Annotated in this window: 19 protein-coding genes; 8 read left to right on the top strand and 11 right to left on the bottom strand. The window is 70.8% G+C overall.

Features of this window, described 5'->3' with window-relative positions; all coding sequences use genetic code 11:
• Positions 1–54: 54 nt before the first annotated feature.
• The 5 genes from ACIQBL_RS01085 to ACIQBL_RS01065 form a co-directional block, all read right to left on the bottom strand.
• The gene (locus ACIQBL_RS01085) at positions 55–702 is read right to left on the bottom strand and encodes a SurA N-terminal domain-containing protein (protein WP_401935449.1); all 648 of its coding nucleotides are present in this window, start codon (positions 700–702) and stop codon (positions 55–57) included.
• Positions 703–849: 147 nt separating this feature from the next.
• Complete coding sequence (locus ACIQBL_RS01080) at positions 850–1,677, bottom strand: glycoside hydrolase domain-containing protein (protein ID WP_401935447.1); 828 nt, start codon at positions 1,675–1,677, stop codon at positions 850–852.
• A gap of 83 nt (positions 1,678–1,760) precedes the next feature.
• Entirely contained in the window at positions 1,761–3,248 is a 1,488-nt protein-coding gene (locus ACIQBL_RS01075) for a protein kinase (protein WP_401936968.1), read from the bottom strand.
• Between the two features lie 38 nt (positions 3,249–3,286).
• The gene (locus ACIQBL_RS01070; RefSeq protein ID WP_401935446.1) at positions 3,287–3,877 is read right to left on the bottom strand and encodes a hypothetical protein; all 591 of its coding nucleotides are present in this window, start codon (positions 3,875–3,877) and stop codon (positions 3,287–3,289) included.
• Between the two features lie 131 nt (positions 3,878–4,008).
• Entirely contained in the window at positions 4,009–6,384 is a 2,376-nt protein-coding gene (locus ACIQBL_RS01065; RefSeq protein ID WP_401935444.1) for an N-6 DNA methylase, read from the bottom strand.
• Between the two features lie 239 nt (positions 6,385–6,623).
• Here ACIQBL_RS01065 and ACIQBL_RS01060 point away from each other — a divergent pair, with 239 nt between their 5' ends.
• Together ACIQBL_RS01060 and ACIQBL_RS01055 are read left to right on the top strand one after the other, a co-directional pair.
• Complete coding sequence (locus tag ACIQBL_RS01060; RefSeq protein ID WP_401935442.1) at positions 6,624–7,340, top strand: hypothetical protein; 717 nt, start codon at positions 6,624–6,626, stop codon at positions 7,338–7,340.
• A gap of 171 nt (positions 7,341–7,511) precedes the next feature.
• Complete coding sequence (locus ACIQBL_RS01055; protein WP_401935440.1) at positions 7,512–8,276, top strand: hypothetical protein; 765 nt, start codon at positions 7,512–7,514, stop codon at positions 8,274–8,276.
• Positions 8,277–8,442: 166 nt separating this feature from the next.
• Here ACIQBL_RS01055 and ACIQBL_RS01050 read toward each other — a convergent pair whose 3' ends face one another.
• Both ACIQBL_RS01050 and ACIQBL_RS01045 read right to left on the bottom strand, forming a co-directional pair.
• Entirely contained in the window at positions 8,443–9,195 is a 753-nt protein-coding gene (locus ACIQBL_RS01050; protein WP_401935438.1) for an HNH endonuclease family protein, read from the bottom strand.
• 220 nt (positions 9,196–9,415) lie between these two features.
• Complete coding sequence (locus ACIQBL_RS01045; protein ID WP_401935436.1) at positions 9,416–10,324, bottom strand: hypothetical protein; 909 nt, start codon at positions 10,322–10,324, stop codon at positions 9,416–9,418.
• Positions 10,325–10,442: 118 nt separating this feature from the next.
• Here ACIQBL_RS01045 and ACIQBL_RS01040 point away from each other — a divergent pair, with 118 nt between their 5' ends.
• A complete protein-coding gene (locus ACIQBL_RS01040) occupies positions 10,443–11,051 on the top strand; it encodes a TetR/AcrR family transcriptional regulator (protein ID WP_401935434.1) in 609 nt (202 codons plus the stop codon).
• A gap of 61 nt (positions 11,052–11,112) precedes the next feature.
• Here the strand turns inward: ACIQBL_RS01040 and mfd are convergent, their stop codons facing one another.
• The 3 genes from mfd to ACIQBL_RS01025 form a co-directional block, all read right to left on the bottom strand.
• Positions 11,113–14,667: a transcription-repair coupling factor gene (gene mfd, locus ACIQBL_RS01035; protein ID WP_401935432.1), complete on the bottom strand. Its 3,555-nt coding sequence runs from the start codon at positions 14,665–14,667 to the stop codon at positions 11,113–11,115.
• A gap of 272 nt (positions 14,668–14,939) precedes the next feature.
• A complete protein-coding gene (locus ACIQBL_RS01030) occupies positions 14,940–17,513 on the bottom strand; it encodes an ABC transporter permease (protein ID WP_401935430.1) in 2,574 nt (857 codons plus the stop codon).
• Positions 17,510–18,298, bottom strand: coding sequence for an ABC transporter ATP-binding protein (locus ACIQBL_RS01025; RefSeq protein WP_033284318.1), 789 nt, complete (start codon positions 18,296–18,298; stop codon positions 17,510–17,512). Before ACIQBL_RS01025 ends, ACIQBL_RS01030 begins: the two co-directional genes overlap by 4 nt.
• A 401-nt stretch (positions 18,299–18,699) precedes the next feature.
• On the opposite strand from ACIQBL_RS01025, the gene ACIQBL_RS01020 reads away from it, so the two are divergent.
• The 5 genes from ACIQBL_RS01020 (at position 18,700) to ACIQBL_RS01000 (ending at position 24,896) form a co-directional block, all read left to right on the top strand.
• Positions 18,700–20,196, top strand: a complete 1,497-nt coding sequence (locus ACIQBL_RS01020) for an MFS transporter (protein WP_401935428.1) — start codon at positions 18,700–18,702, stop codon at positions 20,194–20,196.
• Between the two features lie 186 nt (positions 20,197–20,382).
• Positions 20,383–20,817, top strand: a complete 435-nt coding sequence (locus ACIQBL_RS01015) for a DUF485 domain-containing protein (RefSeq protein ID WP_401935426.1) — start codon at positions 20,383–20,385, stop codon at positions 20,815–20,817.
• A gap of 32 nt (positions 20,818–20,849) precedes the next feature.
• Complete coding sequence (locus tag ACIQBL_RS01010) at positions 20,850–22,463, top strand: cation acetate symporter (protein WP_401936966.1); 1,614 nt, start codon at positions 20,850–20,852, stop codon at positions 22,461–22,463.
• 148 nt (positions 22,464–22,611) lie between these two features.
• Positions 22,612–24,321 carry a PHP domain-containing protein gene (locus ACIQBL_RS01005; protein ID WP_401935424.1) on the top strand — a complete coding sequence of 570 codons (1,710 nt, stop codon included), beginning with the start codon at positions 22,612–22,614 and terminating at the stop codon, positions 24,319–24,321.
• Positions 24,318–24,896: a hypothetical protein gene (locus ACIQBL_RS01000; protein ID WP_401935422.1), complete on the top strand. Its 579-nt coding sequence runs from the start codon at positions 24,318–24,320 to the stop codon at positions 24,894–24,896. The genes ACIQBL_RS01005 and ACIQBL_RS01000 overlap by 4 nt, the downstream gene beginning before the upstream one ends.
• Before the next feature lie 98 nt (positions 24,897–24,994).
• Here the strand turns inward: ACIQBL_RS01000 and ACIQBL_RS00995 are convergent, their stop codons facing one another.
• A complete protein-coding gene (locus ACIQBL_RS00995) occupies positions 24,995–25,882 on the bottom strand; it encodes a cellulose-binding protein (RefSeq protein WP_401935420.1) in 888 nt (295 codons plus the stop codon).
• Positions 25,883–26,031: the final 149 nt, after the last annotated feature.

Below are 26,031 nucleotides of genomic sequence, written 5' to 3'. Positions count from 1 at the left end.
TCAAGTTATCCACAGGCCGGTGATCAGCGTGCGGGCATCGTGCCCGCCGTACCGTTACGCCGACTGCCGGCTCTGCGTCGCGGTGACTTCCCGTACCCACGGCGTCTTGGCGTCCACCCGGCTGCTCTTCTCCACGTCCCACGTGCCGTAGCGCGGGTTGAGGTCGACGTGGAGTTCCTTGGAGGCGGTGGAGAGGGCCTTCCAGAAGGCGGGCTGGCTGGTGTCGGTGCCGAGCCGGGCGGCGAGTTTGCGGCCCTCGACCTGGAGGCGGAGGTTCTCGTCGAGGCGCTTCGGGGGGACGCCGTACTGGGCGAGCCAGGTCGCCTCCAGGGCCTTGGAACCGCCCGCCTGCTGGGCGAGGCCTGCCCGCATGTCCTGGATGTCCTTGCGGGTGACCGTGACTCCGGCGTCCTGCGCGGCGCGGTGCACGACCTTGTCGAAGACCATGCCGTAGAGCGTCTCGCGGGTGAGACCCCCGGTGGTGGCGATGGCCCGCTCGTACTGTGCCTGGTCCTGTACGGCCGCCCGCTGGGCCGTGCGCACCTCGTTGACCCTGCTCTGCAGTTGCCCGACGGTGATGCGCTGCCCGCCCACGACGGCCGCCGCGCCCGGATGCGCGTCGCTTCCGCAGGCGGTCAGGGCGGGTGCCGTAGCGGCGATCACGGCGGTGAGGACGAGCGCGGTGCGACGGCGGCTGTGCAAGGGAGCCTCCTGAGGAGATTGTGCGACGGTGCACAAAGTCTTGCGGTGATCGATGTTAGGCAGTGGGTCGCCTGTGGCCAACCCATTCGACCAACGATTCACCGGGACTTCGGGCACCGGCACGCACGGGGCACGCGCGCGTGGGGCTCAGCCGGTGATGGCCACCGGCGCGTCCCACGCGTCGCGGTCCACGGTGATCGTGTAACCGCCGCGCGTCTCCTTGCTGTTGACCAGGTACTGGTGGGCGCGGCTGTGGTTGGTGAACTGGGTGGAGCCCCAGGGCCAGTCCGAGGTGGTGGTGTACGTCTTGTCCCACAGCGCGTACCAGAGGTTGCCCGGCAGGTCCGTCTTGTCGGTGGCGGTCGCGATCGCCTTGGCGCTGGAGCTGGTGAAGCCGTAGTAGCCGGTGCGGTAGATCTTGGCGTGCAGTTCCTTGTCGAAGGCGCGCACGTACGTCAGGACGGCGTTGTTGCAGGCCGTGTTGGTCGTGTCGTACGACTCCATGTCCAGGTAGATCGGGCTGCCGGCCTTCATGCCGAGCGCGGCGGCCTTGGCGACCGCGTCGTCCGCCTCGGACTTGCCGACGGACGCGGCGGTGGAGGCGCTGATCTTCACCGAGCCGCCGGAACCGCAGGACGGCTGCGAGCCGACGTAGAGCGGGATGAACTTCCAGCCGACCGTGCTGAGGGTCTTGACCCAGGAGGCGGTGAGGTTGGGCTGGCTGCAGCCGCGGTTCTTGCCGCCGATGTAGACGGCGGCGGCGCCGTAGGCCCCGTCGGTGTGCCAGGCCTTCATCGCGGCGAGGGAGGGCGCGGCGCAGGTGTCGAACGCGCGGCCCGTGTAGGTCTTCTGCGCGGGCCAGGCGGTGGCTGCCATCGAGGTCTGCGCGGCGATACCGCCTCCGGCGACGACGGCGGCACCGGCGACGCCCCAGGCGATGTATCTGCGCTTCTTCGACTGCCTGTGCTCGGACATAAAAGACCCCACCCCTGGTCGGTGCGCGTTGGTATGTGTTGGCTGAAGCGTTCCTGCTGAGCAGAATCTAGCTGCCCGGTGCGCTAGCCCCGCACCTGCCCCAGCCACTGCAACGTCCGTCGGATGTCCCCCGCGAGCGGGTGTCCGGGGCCGTGGCGGCGTTCGACGTCGACCAGGAGGCGGGCGAGGGTCTCGTGGGCCGCGCCCCGGTCGCCGAGCGCGAGCAGCAGGTGGCCGATGCGGCGGCGGACCTCGTGGGCGAGTTCGGGGTCGCCGGCCACGTACTGGTTCTCGTAGTACGGCAGGAGCGCGCGGTACTCCGCGAGGGCCGCGGCCGGTTCGCCGAGCGACTCCAGACACTGGGCGGCCTCGTAGCGGTAGCGCAGGGACTGCGGGTCGGACGGGCCGGCCTCGGCGGCGCGTTCGTCGGCGAGGCGGCGCAGTTCGGGCAGTGCGCGCCGGTACTGGCCGTCGTCCATGAGCGTGGCCGCGTACTGCTTGCGCAGGGTGCGGACGACCGGGGAGTGCACGCCGTGCTGCTCGGCGGCCGTGGGCAGGATCGCGCCGAGGATGTCGACGGCCTGCGTGATACGGCCCTCGCCGAGCAGCCGCTTGACCTCGTCGACGGCGGCGGCGACATCGGGCTTCTCGGCGGCGGGCGGCGCGAGCGGGGCGGGCTGCGGCGCGAACGTGCGGGCGCGGTCCGGCCAGGGGGCGTGCGGGCGCAGGAACGGGCGCGTCGGGTCGAGTGGCGCCCCGCTGGGCATCCCGCGCGCGGGCAGCAGCAGCGCCAGGCGCTCGTAGACCTCCTGTGCGGAGCCGGGACGGTGCTGTGGGTCCTTGGCGAGGAGGTGCAGGACCAACGCCTCCAGCGACTCGGGGACTTCGGGGCGGATACGGCGGACGGGCACCGGCGGCTCGTACAGGTGCCGGTGCAGCACGCCGAGGGCCGTCGAACCCGCGAACGGCACGTCCCCGCTGAGGAGTTCGTGCAGGAGCACACCGAGCGCGTACAGGTCGGTGTACGGGCCGACCGCCCCGCCCATCGCCTGCTCGGGGGCCATGTAGGCGGGCGAGCCGATCGGCGTGCCGGTGTGCGTGAGGCGGGTGGTGTCGGCGTCCATGACGGAGGCGACACCGAGGTCGAGGACGGTGACCGTGCCGTCCTGCTTCACCATCACGTTGCGCGGCTTCAGGTCGCGGTGGACGATCGGCACGGCGTGCACGGCGCTCAGCACCGCGCACAGCTGGGCCGCGACCGAGACCGCCCACTGCCACGGGTACGGGTCGTGCTCGGCGAGGTGGTCAGAGAGGTCGGCGCCGTCGACGTACTGCATGACGAGGAACAACTCCTCGCCCTCGCTGCCCGCGTCGTGCACCGTGACCAGGCCGGGGTGGTCGACCTGCGCGGTCACCCGGCACTCGCGCACGAAGCGGCGGCGCAGCTCGTCGGCCTCCTGGCCCGCCACCTTGTCGGGGCGCAGCAGCTTCACCGCCACGCGCCGGTCGAGCCGCCGGTCGTACGCCGTCCAGACCTGGCCCATGCCGCCCTGCCCGATGAGCGTGGACAGTTCGTAGCGGTCGGCGACGACACGTCCTGTCGCCACGGTCACCGTCCGCCCTCGTCGTGCTTGCGCAGATAGTCACTCAACTCGTCGAGCTCGGCGCGCACTTGGTCGATACGGGCGGGTGCGGGGCGCTGCTGCGGGGGCGGCGGTGCGAAGGTGTTGGGGGCGGGGGCGTTGGGCGCGGGGGTGGGTGCCGTCGGGGCCTGCGGGTACGTGGCCGCGTACGGCGACGGGGGCTGCGGGTAGCCGTAGCCCACGCCCTGGGCGGGGGGCGCCGGATAGCCGGTGGGGTGCGGCTGGTGGTGGCGTATGTCCGCGTACAGGTAGTAGGCGGTGCAGGCCACGGCGTTGAACAGCAGGATGGCCATGCCCGCGTTGCCGTTCGGCGTGCTGAAGTCGTCGGTGTCGTCGGTGCTGAGGAAGGCGAAACTGATACCGAGGACCACCAACGATCCGACGAAGATCCACCAGTCGGCACGCCTGCGGGTCACGATCGCGGCCCGCAGCGTCGCCACCCACGCCAGGAATCCGATGCTGAGGATCGGCACCGCCGCGAAGATCACACGCAGCACGACCAACACCGCGGTCGAGGGTCGACGCGGCGGAGGCGGGGCGTAGCCCTGGCCCTGCATGGCTGCTCCTGGAGACCTGAATGGGACGAACGTAAGTGCAGGGTCCGAGCGTATAGGCCGACACGGACAACGGTCCCGGGTTGCACCGAACCGTTGTCGTGCCGATCACTTCCCACGACTCCCACGACTCCTCAGCCGGGCGCGACCGTCCCGTCCGTCAGCCCGTCGTACATCCCGCGCACGAGCTGCTCGCCGAGCCTGCCCGCCTGCCGCAGCGCCCGCTCGAAGTCCTCCAGAGCGCGGAACCGGGCGCCGTAGCGACGCTGTTCGTCCAGGGGCAGCCGCGGCAGCTGGAGCCTGCGTACGTCGAGTCGGGTGGCCGTCGACGCGTAGCTGCTGGCCTGGCGGTTGTTGGCGGTGCCGCGCAGGAACCCGGCGAGGAACCACGGGTCCAGCGACGCGGGGTCGGGCCGCAGCAGCACCAGGCTGCGGCCCAGGGCGGCGCCCCGGGTCGTGTCGTCGATGACGCGCGCCATCGAGCCGCCGCCGAGCACCGGGACGACGACATCGCCGGGCTCGGTGAGGACGGCTTCCTCGTCGCTCTCGGGGAGCATCCCGGAAGGGGCCGTTCCGGCGAGGACGTCGTGGTCGGTGAGAACGGGCACGCGCGCGTGCCCGCCGTTTCCGCCGGTACGCATCACCAGGGCGCCCCCGCGCGCGAGTTCACCGATCGTGGTGAGCGGCCAGCGCGTGGGCGGTGCGGGGTCGGCGGAGTGGTCGACGGGCGGCGGGGTGAGGTCGGCGGTCAGCCGGAGCGTCTCACCGAGCCGCTCGCGGACGGCCGTGAGCTGGTCGGCGCCGTCGGCCGCGGTCGCGGGCGGGAGGTGGCGGGCCGGGGCCAGGTCGACGTCGTCGTCGAGGAGTTCGATGACCGGCACGGAACGCGCCAGCCCCGGCTCCTCGTCGAACCGTCCCGCCCGGTCGAACGCCTTCCAGGCGTCGAGCACCGCCCCCCGCACGGCCTGCCAGTCCGGCCCGCCCCGCCCCTCGGTGGCGAACCGCCCGGTGTCCACCAGCAGCACCTCCGGCTGCGCGGGCGCCCGCTCCGGCCGCCGCAGCACCCACAGATGCAGCGGGATGTTGTACGGCGGCGCCGCCCCGATCGGCAGCGCCACGACCGCCTTCAGCGCCCCGCGCCGCAGCAGGTCGGCCCGGATACGGCGGCCCGAACGCCGGGAGGCCGCGGCCGGCGGCATCAGCAGCACCGCCGTGCCGCCGTCCTTGAGCCGGGCCAGCGCGTGCTGCACCCAGGCCAGCTCGGACTCGTTGCGCGCCGGGAAGCCGTACTCCCAGCGGGGGTCGTAGGCGAGTTCGTCGTGTCCCCAGTTCCGCTCGTTGAACGGCGGATGGCACAGGACGGCGTCGGCCCGCAGCGCCGGGTACGCGTCGGCGCGCAGCGTGTCGCCGGCCGTGCCGCGCACGGTGACCTGCGCGTGCAGGGCGAGCCGGAGCGCGGTGAGCGCGGCGAGTTCGGGGGCGTTGTCCTGGGCGTACAGCTGCTGGCCGGGGCGGGGGGCGACGGCCCGCAACAGGGCGCCGGTGCCGCAGGCAGGGTCGAGCACGGTACCGGCCGGGCCGGCCAACTCGGCCATGAGGCGGGCGAGTTCGGCCGGGGTGAGCGTGTACTGCCGCGGGTTGGCGTCGAGATGGCGCCCGAGCAGGAACTCGAAGGTCTGCCGCGCACCCGTCTCGGCGGCGAGTTCGGCGGCACCGCGGAGGAGGGGGGCGGAGGGGAGGAGCTGGGGGCCGGTGGGGGTGTGAACGGCGGGGGTGGGGGTGGAGGGCGTGGTGGGGGTGGAGGGCGTGGTGGGGGTGGGGTTCATGGCGGAGGCCGGGTTCACGGCGGGCGGTGCGTGAACAGCGGGGGCGGTGTTCGTGGCCGGGAACGTGTTCACAGGGGGCGCGGTGTTCACGGCGGGCACAGCGGGCGCGGTGTTCACAGCGGGCGCGGCCGGTGCGGTGTTCACGGAGGCCGGTGACGTTGTCGTGCCGGCCGACGGGTCGACCGCGTTCGGCGAGTTCACAGCGTTCGGGGTGTTCGGGGTGTTCGGGGTGTTCACAGCCGCGTCCGCGCTTGCCCCTCGCCCGCTGTGAACACCGCGTCCGCGCCCCGCGCCGAAGCGTGGCACGATCACCTGCTCCAACTCACCCGGCAGCATCGCGGCCAACCGCTCGTCGGAACCGGCGCTCACGTCCAGCCAGACAGTGGGGCGTTCATGAATGAGCAGGAGGGCGCAGCCTGCGTACACCAGGGCGGTGACCGGGCCTTCAGGGTGGCCGACGAGTTGCTGCCAGACCCGTTCCCGCAACGGCACCTCGGCGAGTTTGCCCTGCTCACGCAGCCAGGACTCGATTTCGGCGAGGGCGAAGGAGGGGCTGGTCTCGGTACCGCCGACCGGTTTGGGGAAGTCGGCGTGGCGACGGCGCCAGTTGCTGACGGCGGCCCGGCCCACGCCGGCGAGCCGTGCGATACCGGCGGCGGTCACCTCTGTCGCGTTGTCCTGCACCGGCCCCGCTCCCCTCGTCGCGCCGACGCATTGCGCCGACCCCATTGCGCCTGCTGTCGCGCCTGTCGTCCCGCCTGTGACGCCGAGCATACCGACGCACACAAGATCTGACCCTTCACAGTCGTGTACACACCCCAACCCGTGAATCGTGTTGACTCGATTCACAGCCCCTGTTCTTATTGACCCAGCGAACGGGCGCCCGCCGGGGAGGTGGTCGCCACATCGGGGAGGGGACAGCCATGGGCATGAAGGGCAGGCTCGCGCTGAGCGCCGTCGTGGGGGTCGTCGTCATCGGGGTCGTCTCGGCGAACGCCGGCAATGGCAACGGCGGGGGCGGTCGGGACGGCGGCGACAGCGGCGGTTCCACTGGCAGCGGCAAGGGCTCTTCGGCGCCCGCGGAGCACAAGACCGCCGGCAAGAAGGACTCGGGCACGGCAGAGACCGCCGGGAAGAAGAAGCCCGCGTTCCAGGGGGACGGCGACTTCCGGGTCGGCTCGGACATCGAGCCCGGTACGTATCGCAGCAGCGGCAACACCGACGGCGTGTGCTACTGGGAGCGGGCCGAGGACTCCTCCGGCGACACGGACTCGCTGCTGGCCAACGACAAGGTGAGCGGCACCGGTTACGTCACCGTCAAGGCCACCGACAAGTTCTTCAAGTCGAGCGGCTGCACGGACTGGGAGGCCGTCGGCGCGAAGGCGCAGGGCTCCCCCGCCACGAGGATGGCCGGCGACGGCGGCATGTTCAGAGTCGGCGTGGACATCGCCCCCGGCACCTACAAGTCCAGCGGCAACACGGATGACCTGTGCTACTGGGAGCGCACCAAGGACGCCGAGCACGGGCCGAACTCGATCCTCGCGAACGACAACGTGACCGGCACGGCCGTCGTCACGATCAGCGCCCAGGACGCCTACTTCAAGACGGCGGGCTGCAAGGGCTGGACGAAAACGGGCTGACTCTCGCCCTCTCCCGCTCTCTTGCCCTCTCGCTCTCTTGCCCTCTCGCTCTCTTGCCCTCTCGCGTTCTCTCGTCCTCTCGCCGGGCCTCGCCTCGGGCCACCCCTTCGCCTCCTCAGCATCGCTTCACCTCTCACCTCTCGCCTCTCACCTCGTCATCAAGGAACTGTCATGCGTCGTACCGCACTTGCCGCTCTCTGCCTCACCGCCGTGACCGCCGCGGGACTCACCGGGTGTCTGCCCGGTGCGGACAGGGCGGACAGCAAGCCCAGCACGCCGAAGGGACCGTTCGCCGGGCTGACCGGGGGCGAGATCGTCGACCGGTCCATGACCGCCACCACCGGTGCCGCGTCGCTGCGGATGAAGGGCGATGTGGCCGACGACGAGAGCGGCGGCACGATCGTGATCGACATGGCGCTGAACAAGAAGGGCGAGTGCGCCGGCACGCTGAGCATGGGCGGCAAGGGCAAGGGCACGGCCGAGCTGATCAAGACCGGCGACACCATCTACATGAAGTACGACGAGGCGTTCCTGCGCGCGCAGAGCGACGGTGAGTCCAAGGCGGACACCCAGGCGGTCGTGGACATGATGGCCGGCAAGTGGACCAAGATGTCCGCGAAGGGCAAGGACGCCAAGGACATCGCGAGCTTCTGCGACCTCGGCTCGGTGCTCGGCGGCGCCCAGGACGGCACCTCGGACGCGACGCGCGGGAAGACGACCACCGTCGACGGCACCCCGGCGATCGTCCTGCACGAGAAGGACGGCAAGGACACCTACACGCTGTACGTGGCGACCGAGGGCAAGCCGTATGTGCTGCGCATCGACAGCGTCTCCGCCAAGGACCCGGGGACACTCGCGTTCGGCGAGTACGAGAAGCCCGTGCCGGCGAAGAAGCCCGCCGGCAAGATCCTGGACCTGGACGCGCTGACCGACTGACCGACTGAGCGACTGAGGTGCCCCAACGGGCTTGCGCCTACTGGACGTTCACAGGGCGTCGCCCACAAGGCCGTTGGGCACGAAGCCGGGCACGTCCGCGCCGGGCATCCCGCCACCGGGCGCCCCAGCGCGCCCCGGCGTCAAGTCAAGTCGCGGCCGGGTCAGCTCAGTTCGCGTGGAACCTGGCCGGCGCGTTCGTCGGGTTGCCCCCCGTCGGGAGCTTCTGCCCCGAGCAGGTGGAGAGGACCTTCACCATCGCGGCCTTCTCCGCCGCGGTGACCCACAGCCCGTACTTCTTCTTCACGGCGACCTGCGCGGCGACATAGGTGCAGCGGTACGCCTTGTTGGGCGGTACCCAGGTCGCCGTGTCGCCGTCGCCCTTGCTGCGGTTGGCGCTCGCGTCGACGGTGAGGAGGTTGAGGGGGTCGTTGGCGAGGGCTATGCGCTTGCTGGCGTCCCAGTACTTGGCGCCCTTCTGCCAGGCGTCGGAGAGGGCGACGAGGTGGTCTATGTCGACGAGGCTGCGGCCCCGCTGGTAGGTGACCTCCTTGCCGGAGTACGGATCGGATGCGAGGACGCCGTACGACACCTTGCAGGTGCCGCCGGTGAACTTCACCTGCTTCAGGTCCCGTTTGAGGATGTCGTCCCTGGTGTCACAGCTGTTGGAGTCCGTGTCGGCCCAGGCGGTGCCGAACCGTTCGCGGGAGTATCCGGTCTTCGGTGCCCGCCCCTTGACCGTCAGGGACTCGGCGGCGGTCAGGGCCGCGCCCCCACCGGAGCCCCCGCCGGAGCCGCCGCCGGTGTTCCCGCCGGCCGTCGCCTCGTGCTCGGAGCCGCCCTTTCCCGTGGTGTCCTGCTTGCAGCCCGCGACGGACAGCATGATCAGGACGGCGATCGCCGCCCCACCCCTCAGACGCATCACGTGCGCCCCTCCCCTTGTTCACCCGGCCCCCGCCCCTGCGGGGGCGGATAGTGACCTGGTGCCCACGTTAGCGGCGGAGATGTCGCCGACATATGGGGCCCGGAGGCATATGGCGCACAACTGGGGTGTATGGCCGCGACCGAGTGGGTGAAGGCGCCCCCACCTCGCACTCCCTTCCCGCACTCCCTCCCCAACACCCCCCGCAGACGCCCCCCCTTCAGACCTTGCCGATGCCCAACGTCGACTCCGAGGGCAGCAGCCCGGAACCCAGTACGGCGACCCAGAACTCCCCCAGCAGGTCGCCGAGTCGGTCGGTGTCGGTCCGGCCGAGGAACTGCCAGGGCGCGGCGGCCAGTCGGTCGGTGCGGTGTTCGACCTCCTGGCGCAGGTCGCGGCCCGCCCTCGTCGCCGTACCCATGTCGTCTATCACGCCGCGCGCGACCAGCCGTTCGCGTGCCGCCGTCCATTCCTTCGGGCTCCAGCCCCTGCTCTCGAAGCGCTGGACGGAGGCGGCGCCGATCGCGGCGAAGGAGACCAGGGACTCTACGGGGTCGAGGCCGGCGACGAGGAGGGCGGCGAGGTGGCCGTCGCCCCGGTGTTCGCGCAGGATCGTCGCCGCGTGCCACAGCTGGAGGTGGGGCTCCTCCGGCCAGGCCGACTCGGCGTTGGCCGCGGCGAGCGGGCGGCCCGCGGTGTCGGCCGACTCTGCGGCGCGGCGGGCGAGGGCGGCGGCCTCCGCCAGCTCGGGGCTGTCGACACGGTCGCCGAATATCGCGCGGTAGGCCCGGTCCATTCCGCGCAGCCGCGCCTTCAGTACGGCGTCCGGGCTCGCGACGCTCCACGCCGGGCCGATGTGCTCGGCGACCATGCGGGGGCTGAAGCTGTAGAAGGCGGAGGTCACGCGCTCGCCGCCGACCGGGCCCAACGGGGCGGCGCGCAGCGGGAAGTAGCTCGGCCAGCGCTCCTCGGTGCCGTATCCGAGTGCGGCGGCCTCCTCGACGACCTCCGGCGCGTAGTACAGCACCGCGTGCAGGGGTTCGAGCAGGTGCCAGAGCTGGCGCACGCGGCCCGGCTCCACGGGGGTGGGGCTTGTCGCGGTCTCCACTTCACGCACGTTTTCCGACATGGCGTAACTCCTCGTCGTGACTCTTCGGCGCATCCCGGCCGCCCGCAACTTGACACTGACAAGATTGCCCGAGCCGCCCGAACTTGTCAATGCCTAGATTCGGCGTACGCTGCTGCCCATGAGTACGACCGAGCCCGCGAACCCACCTGCGCCCAGGCCCGCCAAGGGCCCGTACCACCACGGTGATCTGCGCCGCGCCATCCTCACCGCCGCGCTCGACGCCATCGCCGCCGACGGCCCGTCCGCGCTGAGCCTGCGCGACCTCGCCCGCCGTGCCGGTGTCTCGCACGCGGCGCCCGCGCATCACTTCAAGGATCGAACGGGGTTGTTGACCGCGATCGCTGCGGAGGGGTTCGGGCTGCTGGCGGGCGCGATCGGGAAGGCGGCGGACCTGAAGGACGCGGGCGTGCGGTACGTGCGCTTCGCGCGCGAGCGTCCCGCGCACTTCCAGGTGATGTTCGCGCCGGAGCTGTTGCGCGGCGGCGACCTCGAACTCACCACGGCCCGCGCCCTCGCCGCCGACGCCCTGGGGCACGCCGTCTCCGCCGTGCCCCCCGAGGGCCGCGGCCCCGACACCCGCCTCGCCGGTGTCGCCGCCTGGTCCCTGGCCCACGGCTTCGCGACGCTGCTCCTGGGCCACAACCTGGACGCGGCGGTGGGTGAGCGGGACCCGGAGGAGGTGTTCCGGGAACTGGCGGGCATGCTGTTCCGGCCCGCCCCCGACTGACTCCGCCACGCCCCCGGACGCCCGGCCGGCACCCCTGTGACTACGACCCCTGTGACTACGACTACGAGCCCAGGATCGAAGCCAGGAACTCCCCCACCCATCCCAGCAATTCCCGCCCGACCAACGGCTTCCCGCCCACCTTGGCCGTCTTCGGACGCGGTACCAGCACCTGGTGGGCGGCCGGCTTGATCACGGTGCCCGGGTAGAGGCGCTTGAGGCGCAGTTCCTGCGACTCGCGCAACTCCACCGGTGCGAAGCGGATGTTGGTGCCCTGGAGGACGATGTCGCCGACGCCGCACGCGCGGGCGAGCATGCGCAGGCCCGCCACCAGCAGCAGGTTCTCCACCGGCTCGGGCAACTTGCCGTAGCGGTCGACGAGTTCCTCGCGTACGGCCTTGATGTCCTCCTCCGTGTTGGCGGAGGCGATGGACCGGTAGGCGGAGAGGCGCAGCCGCTCGCCGGGGGCGTAGTCGTGCGGGACGTGGGCGTCGACCGGAAGCTCGATCTTGACCTCCAGGGGCGGCTCCTCCTCGACCCCGCCCTCCAGGGAGGCGCGGTAGTCCGCGACCGCCTCGCCGACCATGCGGACGTACAGGTCGAAGCCGACGCCCGCGATGTGGCCGGACTGTTCGCCGCCCAACAGGTTGCCCGCGCCCCGGATTTCGAGGTCCTTCATGGCGACGTACATGCCCGCGCCCATCTCCGTGTGCTGGGCGATCGTCGCGAGGCGCTCGTGGGCCGTCTCCGTGAGGGGCTTCTCCGGGGGGTACAGGAAGTAGGCGTAGCCACGCTCGCGACCACGCCCGACTCGGCCGCGCAGCTGATGCAGCTGCGACAGACCGAAGTTGTCGCCTCGTTCAACGATCAGCGTGTTCGCGTTGGAGATGTCGATGCCCGACTCGACGATCGTCGTCGACACCAGGACGTCGAACTTCTTCTCCCAGAAGTCGACGACGACCTGTTCCAGGGCCTGTTCCGTCATCTGGCCGTGGGCGATGGCGATCCGCGCCTCCGGGACGATCTCGCGCAGCCTCGCCGCCGCGCGGTCGATCGACTCGACCCGGTTGTGGATGTAGAAGACCTGGCCCTCGCGCAGCAGTTCGCGGCGGATCGCGGCACCGATCTGCTTCTCCTCGTAGGGTCCGACGAACGTCAACACAGGGTGACGCTCCTCCGGGGGCGTCGTGATCGTGGACATCTCGCGGATGCCCGTGACCGCCATCTCCAGGGTTCTGGGGATCGGGGTGGCGGACATCGTCAGGACGTCGACGTTGGCGCGCAGCTTCTTCAGCTGCTCCTTGTGCTCGACGCCGAAGCGCTGCTCCTCGTCGACGATGACCAGGCCGAGGTCCTTGAACTTGGTCTCGGAGGAGAACAGGCGGTGGGTGCCGATGACGAGGTCCACGGAGCCCTCGCGCAGGCCCTCCAGGGTCGCCTTCGCCTCGGTGTCGGTCTGGAAGCGGCTCAACGCCCTTACGTTGACCGGGAATTGCGAGTACCGCTCACTGAACGTCCCGAAGTGCTGCTGCACCAGGAGAGTCGTCGGGACGAGGACCGCGACCTGCTTGCCGTCCTGGACGGCCTTGAAGGCGGCCCGGACCGCGATCTCGGTCTTGCCGTAGCCGACGTCGCCGCAGACCAGCCGGTCCATGGGGACCGACTTCTCCATGTCGTCCTTGACCTCGGCGATCGTGGTCAGCTGGTCGGGGGTCTCCGCGTACGGGAAGGCGTCCTCCAGCTCGCGCTGCCAGGGCGTGTCCGCGCCGAACGCGTACCCCGGGGCCGCCATCCGGGCCGAGTACAGCTTGATGAGGTCGGCCGCGATCTCCTTGACGGCCTTCTTGGCGCGCGCCTTGGTCTTCGTCCAGTCGGCGCCGCCCAGGCGGTGCATGGTCGGGGCCTCGCCACCGACGTACTTGGTGATCTGCTCCAGCTGGTCGGTGGGGATGTACAGCCGGTCGCCGGGCTGGCCGCGCTTGGCGGGGGCGTACTCGACGACCAGGTACTCGCGCGTGGCGCCCTGCACCGTGCGCTGCGCCATCTCGATGTAGCGGCCCACACCGTGCTGCTCGTGGACGATGTAGTCGCCCGCCTCCAGGGTGAGCGGGTCGATGGTCTTGCGGCGGCGGGCCGGCATCCGGACGCCGTCCTTGCCGGCGGCCTTCTGCCCGGAGAGGTCGGTCTCGGTGAGGACGGCGAGCTTGAGCGCCGTGTCGACGAAGCCGTAGTCGATCGAGCCGGTCGCCACGTGCACCACGGAGGGGGCGATCTCGCCGAGGTCCGTCTCCAGGCGGGCCGCGACGCCCTCGCTGCCGAGGACCTCCACGGTGCGGGCGGCGGGGCCGTGGGCCTCGGTCACGAAGACCGTGCGCCAGCCGTCCGCGAGCCAGCCCTTGGTGTCGGCGAGGGCCTTCGCGGTGTCGCCGCGGTAGGTCTCGGGGGCGTGCATGCCGAGCTTGAGGGTGTCCCCCGCCGCGTCAGCGGCAAACACGTCCGTGAGCTCTCCGTCGGCGGCGAAGGGCGAGACGGACCACCACATCATGTCCAGCTCGCGTGCCCGGTTCCGTACGTCCGCGATGGCCCACAGGGAGGCCGCGCCGACGTCGATGGGCGCCTCGCCGCCGCCCGCGGTGGCCGCCCAGGATGCCTGCAGGAACTCGTGCGAGGTGGCGACGAGATCGGCGGCACGCGTGCGTACCCGCTCCGGATCGCATACGACGGCCATCGCGCCCTTGGGCAGCACGTCGAGCAGCAGCTCCATGTCGTCGACGAGCACCGGGGCCAGCGATTCCATGCCTTCCACGGCGATGCCCTCGGCGATCTTGTTGAGCAGCTCGCCCAGTTCGGGGTGCTGTTCGGCGAGGGCACGCGCGCGCGTACGGACGTCTTCCGTCAACAGGAGTTCACGGCAGGGGGGTGCCCACAGGCCGTGTTCGGCGACCTCCAGGGAGCGCTGGTCGGCGACCTTGAAGTAGCGGATCTCCTCGACGTCGTCGCCCCAGAACTCGATGCGCAGGGGGTGTTCCTCGGTGGGCGGGAACACGTCCAGGATGCCGCCGCGCACGGCGAACTCGCCGCGCTTCTCGACGAGCTCCACGCGCGCGTACGCGGCGGCGCCGAGCGCGTCCACGACCGCGTTCAGGTCGGCCGTCGTGCCGGTCCTCAGGGCGACGGGCTCCAGGTCTCCCAGCCCCTTGACCTGCGGCTGCAGCACGGACCGCACGGGCGCTACGACGACGGAGACCGGGCCCGTCTCCGGGTCGTCGTCCCTCGGGTGGGCCAGGCGGCGCAGCACGGCGAGGCGGCGGCCCACGGTGTCGCTGCGCGGGCTCAGGCGCTCGTGCGGGAGGGTCTCCCAGGACGGGTACTCCACGACGCCGTCCGGCGGGAGCAGCGAGCGCAGGGCTGCCGCCAGGTCCTCCGCCTCACGCCCTGTCGCGGTCACCGCGAGGACGGTGCGGCCGGTCTCGCGGGCCAGCGCGGCGACGGCGAAGGGGCGGGTCGCCGGGGGGCCGACCAGGTCGACGTGCATGCGGTTGCCGTCGGTCGCCGCCTTGGTCGCTTCCGCGAGGGCGGGGTCCTTGACTACGGCGTCGAGCAGACCGTGCAGGCTCATGGAGGGGCGCTTCCGTCCGGGGGGTGGGCAACACGAAGGGCCCGACGCGGGGTGTTGTGGGCCGGGGGCTTCCAGCGTACGACGACGGTGGCTCGGCCGGGGTTGGTGCTCGCGTACCAGGGGGCTCCGCCCCCTGGACCCCCGAAAAGCCTTTGCCCGCCCACCACCCGTTTACTGCCAACCGAAAAGTCGCCCTCAACGGACAACGAACAAACCCGGCGCCGAGAAGTCCCCCGTGACTTCTCGGCGCCGGGCTCCCCCGTAGGCGGTGGCTAGTCCGTGGCGATCGCGTTGAGGACGTTCATCCGGCCCGCCCGGAACGCCGGGACCAGCGCGGCGAACAGGCCCACGAACGCCGACCCGACGAAGACCGCGATGATCGTGCCCCAGGGGATCTCCAGGACCTTCAGCCCCTCCAGGGCGAGCAGCTGCTGGGCGGTGGCGCCCCAGCCCATCCCCAGGCCGAGGCCGAGCAGCGCTCCGAAGAGGGCGATCACGACCGACTCCATGCGGATCATCCGGCGGAGCTGGCGACGGGACATGCCGATCGCCCGCATGAGGCCGATCTCCCGGGTCCGCTCGACGACCGACAGGGCCAGGGTGTTCACGACCCCCAGGACCGCCACGATGATCGCCAGGGCCAGCAGACCGTAGACCATGTTCAGGAGCTGGCCGATCTGGTCCTTGAGTTCCTGCTTGTAGTCGGTCTGGTCGCGCACCTGGTACTGCGGGTACGGCTCCATGGCCTTCTTCAGGGCCGCGTACGCCTGCTTCTCCTGGCCGTCCTTGGCCTTGGCGAACATGATCTCGTTGGGCGGGATCCTGTTCGCGGGGACGTACTTCTTCATCGTCGCGATGCTGGTGTACCGCGCCCCCTGGTCGATGGCCACGTCGTCGTCCGTGATCGCCGCGACCTTCAGCTTCGCCGTCCCGCCGCCCTTGAAGGCGACGCTGATCGTGTCGCCGACGTGGACGCCGTGCTTCTTGGCGTACTTGGAGCCGACCGACATCGCGTTGGTGCCGTAGGCGGCGGACAGGTCGCCGGCCGTGGTGGCGCGGCGCAGGTCCTGGGCGTAGGACGGGTCGGCGGCGGTGAGGCCGTCGGTGTCCTTCTGTCCGTCGGGCGAGGTGAGGGTGGCGTCGAGGACCTTGTAGCGGGTGACGTGGACGAGGTCGGGCGCCTGTTCCATCGCCTTCTCCGCCTGCGGCACGATCCGCTGGTTGCCCTGGACGATGAAGTCGGCGCCGACGGACTTGTCCAGTTCGCTCGTCGCCGAGGCGACCATCGAGGAGCCGACCACCGACAGGCAGGCGACGAGCGCGAGGCCGATCATCAGGGCCGCACCCGTAGCACCCGTACGCCTGGGGTTGCGGAGCGCGTTGCGTTCGGCCAGGCGCCCCACCGGTCCGAAGCCCCGCAGAAGGACGACGCTGATGACCCGTACGACCCCGTTGGCGAGCAGCGGGCCGATGATCACGAAGCCGATCAGCGAGAGCACGACACCCGCGCCCAGGACCAGTGAACCGTCCGTCGCCTTCTTCGCGGTGGCCGCCGCGAACAGGGCCGCGGCACCCGCCCCCGTCAGCACCAGGCCGATCAGCCCCCGTATCCAGCCGGCCTTGCCGTCGGCCGGTGTACCGGCGTCGCGCAGCGCGGCCATCGGGGAGACCTTGCCGGCCCGGCGGGCCGGGAGGTAGGCGGCGAGGACGGTGACGATCACACCGAGGAGCAGGCCGAGCACCGGAGTTGTCCACTTCACGGTCAGGTCCCGCGTCGACAGGTCCATGCCCGCCGCGCTCATCAGCTTCATCAGGCCCACGGCGATCCCGACACCGGCACCCACGCCCAGGATGGAGCCGACGATCCCGAGCAGGGTCGCCTCGACCAGCACCGAACGGTTGACCTGCTTGCGGGAGGAGCCGATCGCCCTCATCAGGCCGATCTCGCGGGTCCGTTGGGCGACCAGCATCGAGAAGGTGTTGATGATCAGGAAGATGCCCACCAGGAACGCGATCCCGGCGAAGCCGAGCATGGCGTACTTGATGACGTTCATGAACTGGCCGACGCCCTGGCGGTTCTCGTCGGCGTTCTCCTTGGCCGTCTGGATCTTGTACGTCCCCGACGGGGCGAGGGTCCGCGCCACGTTCTGCTTGAGCTGCGTGTCGGTCACACCGCTCGCGGCGGTGACGCCGAGCTGGGTGAACCGGCCGGTGGCGCCAAGGAGTTCGCGCTGGGCGGTGGCGGTGTCGAAGTAGACGACGGCCGCACCGGGGTTGGTCACCTTGAAGGTGGCGATGCCGACGATCCGCGCGGTGAAGTCACCGGTCTGCGAGATGGTGCGCAGCGAGTCGCCCATCTTCAGGTGGTGCTTGTCGGCGGTGTCGGCGTCGACCATCACCTCGGTCGGGCCGCGCGGGGCGTGGCCGGAGGTGATCTCCATCGAACGCAGGTCGTTCTTCGTCCAGTTGCCCGCGATGGTGGGCGCTCCGGTCGACGAGCCCATGTTCTTGTTGGCGCTGTTCACGACGGTCACGTTCATCGAACTGACGGCGCCTTCAACGGACTTGACGCCCTGGGCCTTCGCCACCCGCGCGACCGTGGCGGCCGGCAGCGACTCGGGCAGTCCGTTCTGCGGGGTGCCGCCGTCGGCCTTGGCCGTCTTCGGCAGGACCGTCACGTCGGACGCGGTGGCCGCGAAGAGCTTGTCGAAGGTCGTGTTCATCGTGTCGGTGAACACCAGCGTGCCGCACACGAACGCCACCGACAGCAGCACGGCTATCGCCGAGAGCGCCATCCGCCCTTTGTGCGCGAAGAAGTTGCGCATCGAGGTCTTCACGACGGTCATGACGTACGCCCCCGCGCGTCGAAGTCCTTCATGCGGTCGAGGACGGTGTCGGCGGTCGGCTTGAACATCTCGTCGACGATCCGGCCGTCCGCGAGATACAGGACACGGTCCGCGTACGAGGCGGCCACCGGGTCGTGCGTGACCATCACGATGGTCTGGCCGAGGTCGTCGACGGACCGGCGCAGGAAGCCCAACACCTCTGCGCCCGCACGGGAGTCGAGGTTTCCGGTCGGCTCGTCACCGAAGATGATCTCGGGTCGGGCCGCCAACGCCCGTGCCACGGCGACGCGTTGCTGCTGGCCGCCGGAGAGCTGGTTGGGCCGGTGCTTGAGCCGGCTGGACAGCCCGACCGTCTCCACGACCTGCGCCAGCCACCCTTTGTCCGGCTTGCGGCCGGCTATGTCCATGGGGAGGGTGATGTTCTCCAGCGCGTTCAGCGTCGGCAGCAGGTTGTAGGCCTGGAAGATGAACCCGATCCGGTCCCGGCGCAGTTGGGTGAGCTTCTTGTCCTTGAGGCCGGTGATCTCGGTCTCGTCCAGGTAGATCTGCCCGGACGTCACGGTGTCGAGCCCGGCGAGGCAGTGCATGAGCGTGGACTTGCCGGACCCCGAGGGGCCCATGATCGCGGTGAACTGGCCGCGGGCGATGTCCACGTCGACATGGTCGAGGGCGACGACGCGGGTCTCCCCGGCCCCGTACGCCTTGACGACCTGCCGCGCTCGCGCGGCAACGGCCGTACGCCCTCCAGTGCCCCCGTGCCTGGGAATGGTCACAGCCGATGTCACGGTATGTCTCCTAAGTCGGTCGGCAGACGAGCGTGCCGGTGCCCGGTCGATGCGGTTCAAGTGGTGACGACGATGAGTCTGTCGGGGGGAGGGGGTCCGGCGCGCTGGTGCTCAGCGCAGTCTTTTCCTGGGGAAAACCCCACCCCCGCCGGTGCGGTGTGCCGCCCCCCAGCGGCATAAAGCCAGGTTAAGGACGCCCCCTCACCCTTCTCCTCCTCCGCCGGTACGAACCGTCCCCGGGACGTAGTACGGAGAGACCCTTAGGGGGTCTCCACCGCCGGGTGGAGTCGGTCTCGGGGTCCGGTCCACCCACCGGCCCGACCAGGTTCCGCCCTGCCGCTACGTGAGGGTCAAGTGGGAGAGTGTCGTCCGGCAGATAGATGCAGGGGGAAGGAATCCGCGTGGGCAACACGAGACCCGCGATACGTGCGGCCGCGCAGGGAACCACGCCGGACAGGCGGGGCGCCGTCGTCGCGGCCCTCATGCTCGCGATGGCCCTGGCCGCACTCGACTCGACCATCGTCGCCACGGCCGTACCGCAGATCGTCGGCGATCTCGGCGGCTTCTCGGTCTTCTCCTGGCTGTTCTCCGGCTATCTGCTGGCCGTGACGGTCACGCTCCCCGTCTACGGCAAGCTCTCCGACACCTTCGGCCGCAAACCGGTGCTGATCACGGGCGCGGCGGTCTTCCTCGCCGGTTCGCTGCTGTGCGCGTCGGCCTGGAACATGGGCGCGTTGATCGCGTTCCGCATCGTGCAGGGCCTGGGCGGCGGGGCGTTGCAGGGCACGGTGCAGACGCTCGCCGCCGACCTGTACCCGCTGAAGGAACGCCCCAAGATCCAGTCGAAGTTGTCCACGGTGTGGGCGGTGTCGGCGGTCGCGGGCCCGGGTGTGGGCGGGTTGCTCGCCGCGTACGCGGGCTGGCGCTGGATCTTCCTCGTCAACCTCCCTGTCGGGGCGGTGGCGTTGTGGCTGATCGTCCGCCACCTGCACGAACCCGAACGGACCCGTGACTCCCGCCCCCGCGTCGACTGGGCGGGCGCGCTGGCCGTGTTCGCCTGCGGAGGCGTACTGATCACGGCCCTGGTGCAGGGCGGTGTGGCGTGGCCCTGGCTGTCGGCGCCCTCAATGGCCTTGTTCGGTACGGGACTTGGCCTGGCCGGACTGGTGGTCGTGATCGAACGCCGGGCGGCGGAACCGATCATCCCCGGATGGGTGTGGCGGCGCCGCACCATCGCGGCGGTCAACCTGGCCCTCGGCGCACTGGGGTTGCTGATGGTGGCGCCGAGTGTGTTCCTGCCGACGTACGCGCAGTCGGTGCTCGGTCTGGCGCCGGTGATGGCCGGATTCGTGCTGTCCGTCTGGACGTTGAGCTGGCCGGTGTCGGCGGCGCTGAGCCAGCACGTGTACCGGCGGATCGGTTTCCGCAACACGGCGATGCTGGGGATCGGGACGGCGACGCTGATCCTGTTCGCGTTCCCGTTCCTGCCGTATCCGGGCGCGGCCTGGCAGCCGATGACGTTGATGCTGCTGCTCGGCGCGGCCCTCGGGCTCTTCCAACTGCCCCTGATCGTCGGGGTGCAGTCGACGGTCGGGTGGGAGGAGCGGGGCGTGACGACCGCGTCCGTGCTGTTCTGCCGCCAGACCGGCCAGACGATCGGCGCGTCCGTCTTCGGCGCGGTCGCCAACGGCGTACTGGCGTCCCGGCTCGGCGGCGCGAGCGACCTGGACTCGGTGACGCGGGGCCTCGCCGCGGGCGCGGTGCCCGAGGCGACAAGGCGGGCGATCGCGGACGCCGTGCACGCGGTGTACATCGGCGCGGGCTGCGCCGCCGGCGTGGCCTTCCTGGCGCTGCTGTTCCTGGCACCACGAAGGTTCCCGGTCCTCAACGAGCAGTGAAACGGGCCGAGTTGGTCAATCCCGGTAATACCCGAGGTCAGCGGGCGCTGAGACGGCGGCACGTACCGACCGCCCAGTTCGGCGAAAAGCACCCACATCCCCCAACCGGCGAGTAACGTGCGTGGCTCGCGCCGCCCACTCCCTGCGGTCCGCCGCCACGGACCCGAGCCACGCAAGGAGCACGGGATGTCCTACGACCCGTACCCTCCGCATGATTCGTACGCCCCGCACGACCCGCCCCCGCCCCGCCTCACCTACCCCTGGCAGCCACCCCCGCCCCCGCCCGAACGCCGCCGCCCGCCCCGTCGCCCCGCCCTCGGCAACCACCGCGATCTGCGCGTCCTGCGCGGCGCGTACCGCCGTCAGCGGCGCGTGGCGACCCTCACCGCGCTCGGCTACTTCTGCCTCTTCCTCGGTCTCTCCGCGTTCGCGCCCTCGCTGATGTCGAGCACCGTCACCGACGGTGTGCCCACCGGGCTGCTGCTCGCGCTGGTCCAACTGCCCGTCACCTGGCTGGCGATAGCGCTCTACGAGCACACGGCCCGACGGCGCGTCGACCCCCTCGCGGACCGCATCCGCAAGCAGGCCGAACTGGACGCCAGACGGGAGGCGGCACGATGACCGCGCCACCGACCGCGGCCGTGCCGACCGCGATGACCGGCCTCAGGGACTCCTCGCAGACCATGTCGCTGGTGGCGTTCTCCACCGTCGCCACGATCACGCTCCTGCTCTGTGTGATGACGGGCCCCGACCGCGACGACCTCGACGAGTTCTACACGGGGTACGGTTCCCTCTCCCCGCTGCGCAACGGCCTTGCCATAGCGGGTGATTACATCTCCGCGGCGAGCGTGCTGGGCACGGGCGGGGTGATCGCGCTGTGCGGCTACGACGGGGTGGTCCTCGCCCTCAGTACGGCCCTGTCGCTGATGCTGCTGATGTTCCTGCTGGCCGAACCGCTGCGCAACGCGGGCCGGTTCACGATGGGCGACGCGCTCGCCCGCCGTATGCCGGGCCGGTCGGTACGTGTCGTCGCGTGCGCGGTGACCATCGTGGCGCTGCTGCCGCTGATGCTGGTCCAACTCGCGGGCGCCGGACAGCTGTTGGCGTTCATCCTCGGGTTCTCCAGCGATTTCCTCCAGACCGGCTGCATCATCGGCCTGGGCGCACTGATGATCAGCTACGCGGCGATCGGCGGTATGAAGGGCACCGCGCTGATCCAGATCCTGAAGATCGTGATGCTGCTCGGTTCGGGAGCGGTGATCGCCGTCCTCGTACTGAACCGTTTCCACTGGGACCTGGGCGCCTTCTTCGACACGGCGGCACGACAGAGCGGGGTCGGACCGGCCTTCCTGCACTCGGGACTCGAGTTCGCCGGAGGCCCGAGTCCCCGGCTGGACATGATCAGTTCACAGCTCACGGTCGTCCTCGGCGGCGCCTGCCTCCCGCACATCACCATGCGCATGTACACGGCGTCGAGTGCCCGGCAGGTGCGGCGCTCGATGTCGTGGGCGGTGTCGAGCGTGGCGCTGTTCGTGGTGATCGTGACGATCGTCGGGTTCGGTGCCACCGCGCTGATCGGCCGCGCGGCGATCGCGCAGGCCGACCCGCAGGGCAACACGGCGTATCTGCTGGGCTCGCGGGCGGTGTTCGGCGCCGACGTGTCGACGACGGAGACCCTCCTGTTCACCACCGTCACCACGGCCGTCTTCCTGACCCTGCTCGCCTCGGTCGCCGGGATGATCCTCGCCTGCGCCAACTCCCTGGCCCACGACGTCTTCGCGACCCGCGTCCAGGAGATGCCGGTCCGCCGCGAGATGACACTGGCCCGCTACTCGGCGCTGGCGGTGGGCGTCCCGGCGATCCTGCTGGCGACACTGGTCCAGCACCGGGGCCTGCAACCCCTGGTGACCCTGTCCTTCTGCCTGGGCGCCTCGGCCATAGCGCCCGCCCTGGTCTACAGCCTCTTCTGGCGCCGCTACACCCGAACGGGCCTGCTCAGCACGCTCATTGGCGGCACCCTCTCCGTGCTGCTGCTGATGCCGGGCACGAACCTGGTCTCCGGCTCGGCGACCGCCGCCTTCCCGCACGCCGACTTCAACTGGTTCCCGTTCACCACGACGGGCCTGGTCACCATCCCCCTCGGCTTCGCCTTCGGCTGGCTCGGTACGGTCGCCTCGGGCCGGGAGAAGGAGGAGGAACAGCGCCGCCGGTACGAGGCGTTGGAGGGCTGGATCCTGGCGGGAGCGGTACGGCGCGACGCCGGATGACCGACCGCAGAGCCTCACATGACCGGCGCTGTAGCCGTGCATGACTCGTTCTTTGCCACACCACCGCCCCGACTCCCGCCGTTCACCGGTCCTTTTCAGACTCTGCACGTCCGAGCGTGAAGGTCCCTGCATTCAGCGGGAGTTGAGCATGAGCCACGGCCACAGTCACGGCGATCACGGTCACCACCATCACCACCACCACGGGGACGGGGACGGCTCGTCGCTGCCGCCCGCCCTCGACACGTCCGTACCGGACGAGGAGTTGACGCCCAGTCAGCTGTCCCGAAGAGGCATGCTGCGCCGAACGGGCCTGCTCGGCGCGGGACTCGCGGCGGGCAGTGTGCTCGCCGGCGCGGGGGAGGCAGCCGCGTCGGTCCAGGAGCACACGGCCAAGTCACCGAAGGGCAACAGCGGTTACCTGTGGCTGGCCGGCGACCACCACATCCACACCCAGTACAGCAGTGACGCCAGGTACCGGGTCATCGACCACGTACGCCAGGCGAACGCGCACGGCCTGGACTGGATGGTCATCACCGACCACGGCAGCGTCGCACACGCCAAGATCGGTGTGGAGAAGGTCAATCCGGACATCGTCGCCGCCCGCGACCAGACCGGGGACACCCTCGTCTTCCAGGGTCTGGAGTGGAACATCCCGGGCGCCGAGCACGGCACGGTCTTCGTGCACCCCGGCTCCCACGAGGTCGCCGTGCTCAAGGAGTTCGAGAACTCCTTCGACGGCAGCGTCAAGGGCGCGAGCGGCAACTCGCCCGCCAACGAGGCCCTCGCCATCGCGGGCGTCGACTTCCTCGCCGACCAGGTCCGCCGCCGCAAGGTCAAGGACGCCCTGTTCCTCGCCAACCACCCGGCGCGCAAGGGCATCGACTCCCCGCACGAGATCCGCGGCTGGCGCGACGCGCAGCCCACGATCGCCGTCGGCATGGAGGGCGCCCCCGGCCACCAGGCAGGCGGCATCCCCAAGCCGAACGGCCCGGGCAGCGGACGCGGCATCTACGACAACAGCCCCAGCGCCGACTCCTTCCCCGGTTACCCGCTGGAGAGTTACCGCACCTGGGGCGGCTTCGACTGGATGACGGCCACGGTCGGCGGCCTGTGGGACAGCCTCCTCGCCGAGGGCAAGCCCTGGTGGATCACCGCCAACTCCGACTCCCACAACGTCTACGCCGACACCGCCCTGCGCGGCCCGGGCGGCGACTTCAACGCCAACGGCCGCTACAACGACCCGGTTTACGGCGGCGGCATCAGCCTCACCGACACCGACTTCTGGCCCGGCCAGTACTCCCGCACCCACGTCGGCGCGTCCTCCTTCGCCTACAAGGCGGTCATGGACGGCATCCGCGCGGGCCGCGTCTGGGTCGACCACGGCGGCCTGATCAGCGCCCTCGACGCCCGCCTGGTCTCCGGTGGCCGCGAGACGACCCTCGGCGGCTCACTGCACGTCCGCCGGGGCGCCCAGGTCGACCTGGTCATCCGCATCAGCCTGGCCAACGGCCCCAACTGGGCCCAGTTCCAGCCCTCGTTGGCCCGCGTCGACGTCGTCCAGGGCGATGTCACAGGACCGGTCACGGACAAGGACACCTTCGCCACCCCGCAGACGAAGGTCGTCAAGTCCTTCGAGATCGACAAGTCGTCGGGCACCGTCCGCCTCACGTACTCCCTCGGCCGCCTCGACAAGCCGGTCTACGTCCGCCTCCGCGGCACCGACGGCAACCGCTCCGCCGTGGGCGTCGGCGGCGCGGCCGTAGACCCCGTAGGCCCCGCGATGGACGTCCTCGGCGACGCCGACCCGTGGAAGGACCTCTGGTTCTACTCCAACCCGATGTGGGTCCTCCCCGCATGACCACGTCCTACGACCCGTCCGGCGTCCACCCCGTCATCGGGGTGGACGCCGGCACGACGACCCTCCGCGAGGCCGACCACCTGATCCGCGACCTGACGACCTCGCTCGCGCTACCGCCGGGCACGGTGGCCTGCACCCACCTGATCCGCACGGACACGCGCCGCGGAACGGCCGTATCACTGGAACTCCCGGACCCCGAATCGGCCGCGGAAGCCTGGCGGCACCTCACGGAGTCCGAGACTCCCCAGGGCGACCAGCAGGCCGCCGCCGAGGCAGCCGCCGAACACACCGCCCGCCGCTCGGGCCGAGCGGTCCTGTTCCCCGGCGCGGAACACCTCACGGGGACAATCCCCCTGTCCGACCTGCTGGAACGAACGGCCATCGACCGAGTGATCGTGGTCGGCGCCACATCAGGCGAGACCCCGGCCCCCGTCACCCCCGTACACACCCAGGACCACGTACGCCCGGAATGGCGCGAGGGCCACCTGGTACTGGCCCTGGTCCCGGCACCGGGCAACACCCTGACCCCGTTCGAGGTCCCCAACCCGACACCGTGCTGCGCAGATCACGGGTGACCTGGGAGCGCTGGACGACCGTCCCCACCTAGGGGCGCGGGGAACTGCGCGCCCAGCCCCCACGCACCCGCACTATGACGACAACCGCACCCACCCAGTCACTCCGCCGCCGCCCGCCCAGTAAGCGCGGTCAAACTACTCCGCACATGATCCATATGCGCCCGCACAACATCCCACGTCTCCCCATGCTCGCGCAGCACCCGCTCCGTCTCCCGAGCAACCCGCTCCTCCCGCACCCGAGCCTCCGCCAACACCTCCGCCGCCCGCTCCGCCGCCTCCTCCTGCCGCCGCCGATCCGACAACTCGGCCTCGGCAAAAGCCTGTTGCGCCTCGGAGAGCGCCGCCTCCGCACGAGCCACCCGCTCGGCGCACCGCGCATCCACCGCAGCCACCCGCTCCTCCTCGAACCGCTCCACCGCGGCCCACCGCTCCGCATGCTCCTTCGCCTGGTCCCCCAGCATCCCGCCGGTCCGCTGCCGCACCTCACGCAACGCGGACAGCGCCTCCGTACGCCCCTCCTTCACCTCACGCCGCGCGCCGATGCGAATGTCGTCGGCCTCGGCACGCGCCGCGAGGAGCCGCTGACGGGCACGTTCCTCGACCTCCGCGCGGAGCGCGTCCGCGTCCTCACGCGCCGCCTGGAGCACGCTCGCGGCGTGCGCCTCGGCCCGCGCGACCTCCTCCCGCGCCGCGAGCCGCGCGGACTCCCGTACGGCGGCGGCCTCTTCCTCCCCCAGCTCGAACAACCGCCGCGCCCGCTCGCCGAGCGTCTCGTACGTCTGCGGGGCGAGCCGCGCCACCGTCTCCCGCAGCCGCTCGGCGTCCGCCTCCATGTCCTTGGCCAGTACGGTCAGCCGCGCGGCCCGTTCCCACGCGGCGTCCCGGTGCCGCGAGAGCGCCGCCGCGTACGCGTCGACCTGGTCGGGGCGGTAGCCGCGCCCCCGTACTGCCACGAAGCCACGTGGCGACACCGATGCGCTGCTCATCCTGGAACCCCTCTCCACCCGACGGACATGAAATGACGATTTCGCGCACATCTTGATGTATCGGGCATAAGGGTTCATAACGCGACACTCCGCAGACAGGTCACGGGCATCACGCGAACGTGAACGGCCACCCGCGCACACAAAAGGGC

Source organism: Streptomyces sp. NPDC088350 (assembly GCF_044753545.1).
Taxonomy (GTDB): domain Bacteria; phylum Actinomycetota; class Actinomycetes; order Streptomycetales; family Streptomycetaceae; genus Streptomyces.
The sequence above is the reverse complement of the archived record's forward strand: the minus strand, read 5'-3'. Positions and strand labels throughout refer to the sequence as shown.

Bases quoted from the DNA above. Each gene is read 5' to 3' on its own strand.
- ACIQBL_RS01080 (WP_401935447.1), bottom strand. From the start codon at position 1,677: ATGTCCGAGCACAGGCAGTCGAAGAAGCGCAGATACATCGCCTGGGGC.
- ACIQBL_RS01070 (WP_401935446.1), bottom strand. From the start codon at position 3,877: ATGCAGGGCCAGGGCTACGCCCCGCCTCCGCCGCGTCGACCCTCGACC.
- ACIQBL_RS01060 (WP_401935442.1), top strand. From the start codon at position 6,624: ATGGGCATGAAGGGCAGGCTCGCGCTGAGCGCCGTCGTGGGGGTCGTC.
- ACIQBL_RS01055 (WP_401935440.1), top strand. From the start codon at position 7,512: ATGCGTCGTACCGCACTTGCCGCTCTCTGCCTCACCGCCGTGACCGCC.
- ACIQBL_RS01050 (WP_401935438.1), bottom strand. From the start codon at position 9,195: ATGCGTCTGAGGGGTGGGGCGGCGATCGCCGTCCTGATCATGCTGTCC.
- ACIQBL_RS01045 (WP_401935436.1), bottom strand. From the start codon at position 10,324: ATGTCGGAAAACGTGCGTGAAGTGGAGACCGCGACAAGCCCCACCCCC.
- ACIQBL_RS01040 (WP_401935434.1), top strand. From the start codon at position 10,443: ATGAGTACGACCGAGCCCGCGAACCCACCTGCGCCCAGGCCCGCCAAG.
- mfd (WP_401935432.1), bottom strand. From the start codon at position 14,667: ATGAGCCTGCACGGTCTGCTCGACGCCGTAGTCAAGGACCCCGCCCTC.
- ACIQBL_RS01030 (WP_401935430.1), bottom strand. From the start codon at position 17,513: ATGACCGTCGTGAAGACCTCGATGCGCAACTTCTTCGCGCACAAAGGG.
- ACIQBL_RS01015 (WP_401935426.1), top strand. From the start codon at position 20,383: ATGTCCTACGACCCGTACCCTCCGCATGATTCGTACGCCCCGCACGAC.
- ACIQBL_RS01010 (WP_401936966.1), top strand. From the start codon at position 20,850: ATGACCGGCCTCAGGGACTCCTCGCAGACCATGTCGCTGGTGGCGTTC.
- ACIQBL_RS01005 (WP_401935424.1), top strand. From the start codon at position 22,612: ATGAGCCACGGCCACAGTCACGGCGATCACGGTCACCACCATCACCAC.
- ACIQBL_RS01000 (WP_401935422.1), top strand. From the start codon at position 24,318: ATGACCACGTCCTACGACCCGTCCGGCGTCCACCCCGTCATCGGGGTG.
- ACIQBL_RS00995 (WP_401935420.1), bottom strand. From the start codon at position 25,882: ATGAGCAGCGCATCGGTGTCGCCACGTGGCTTCGTGGCAGTACGGGGG.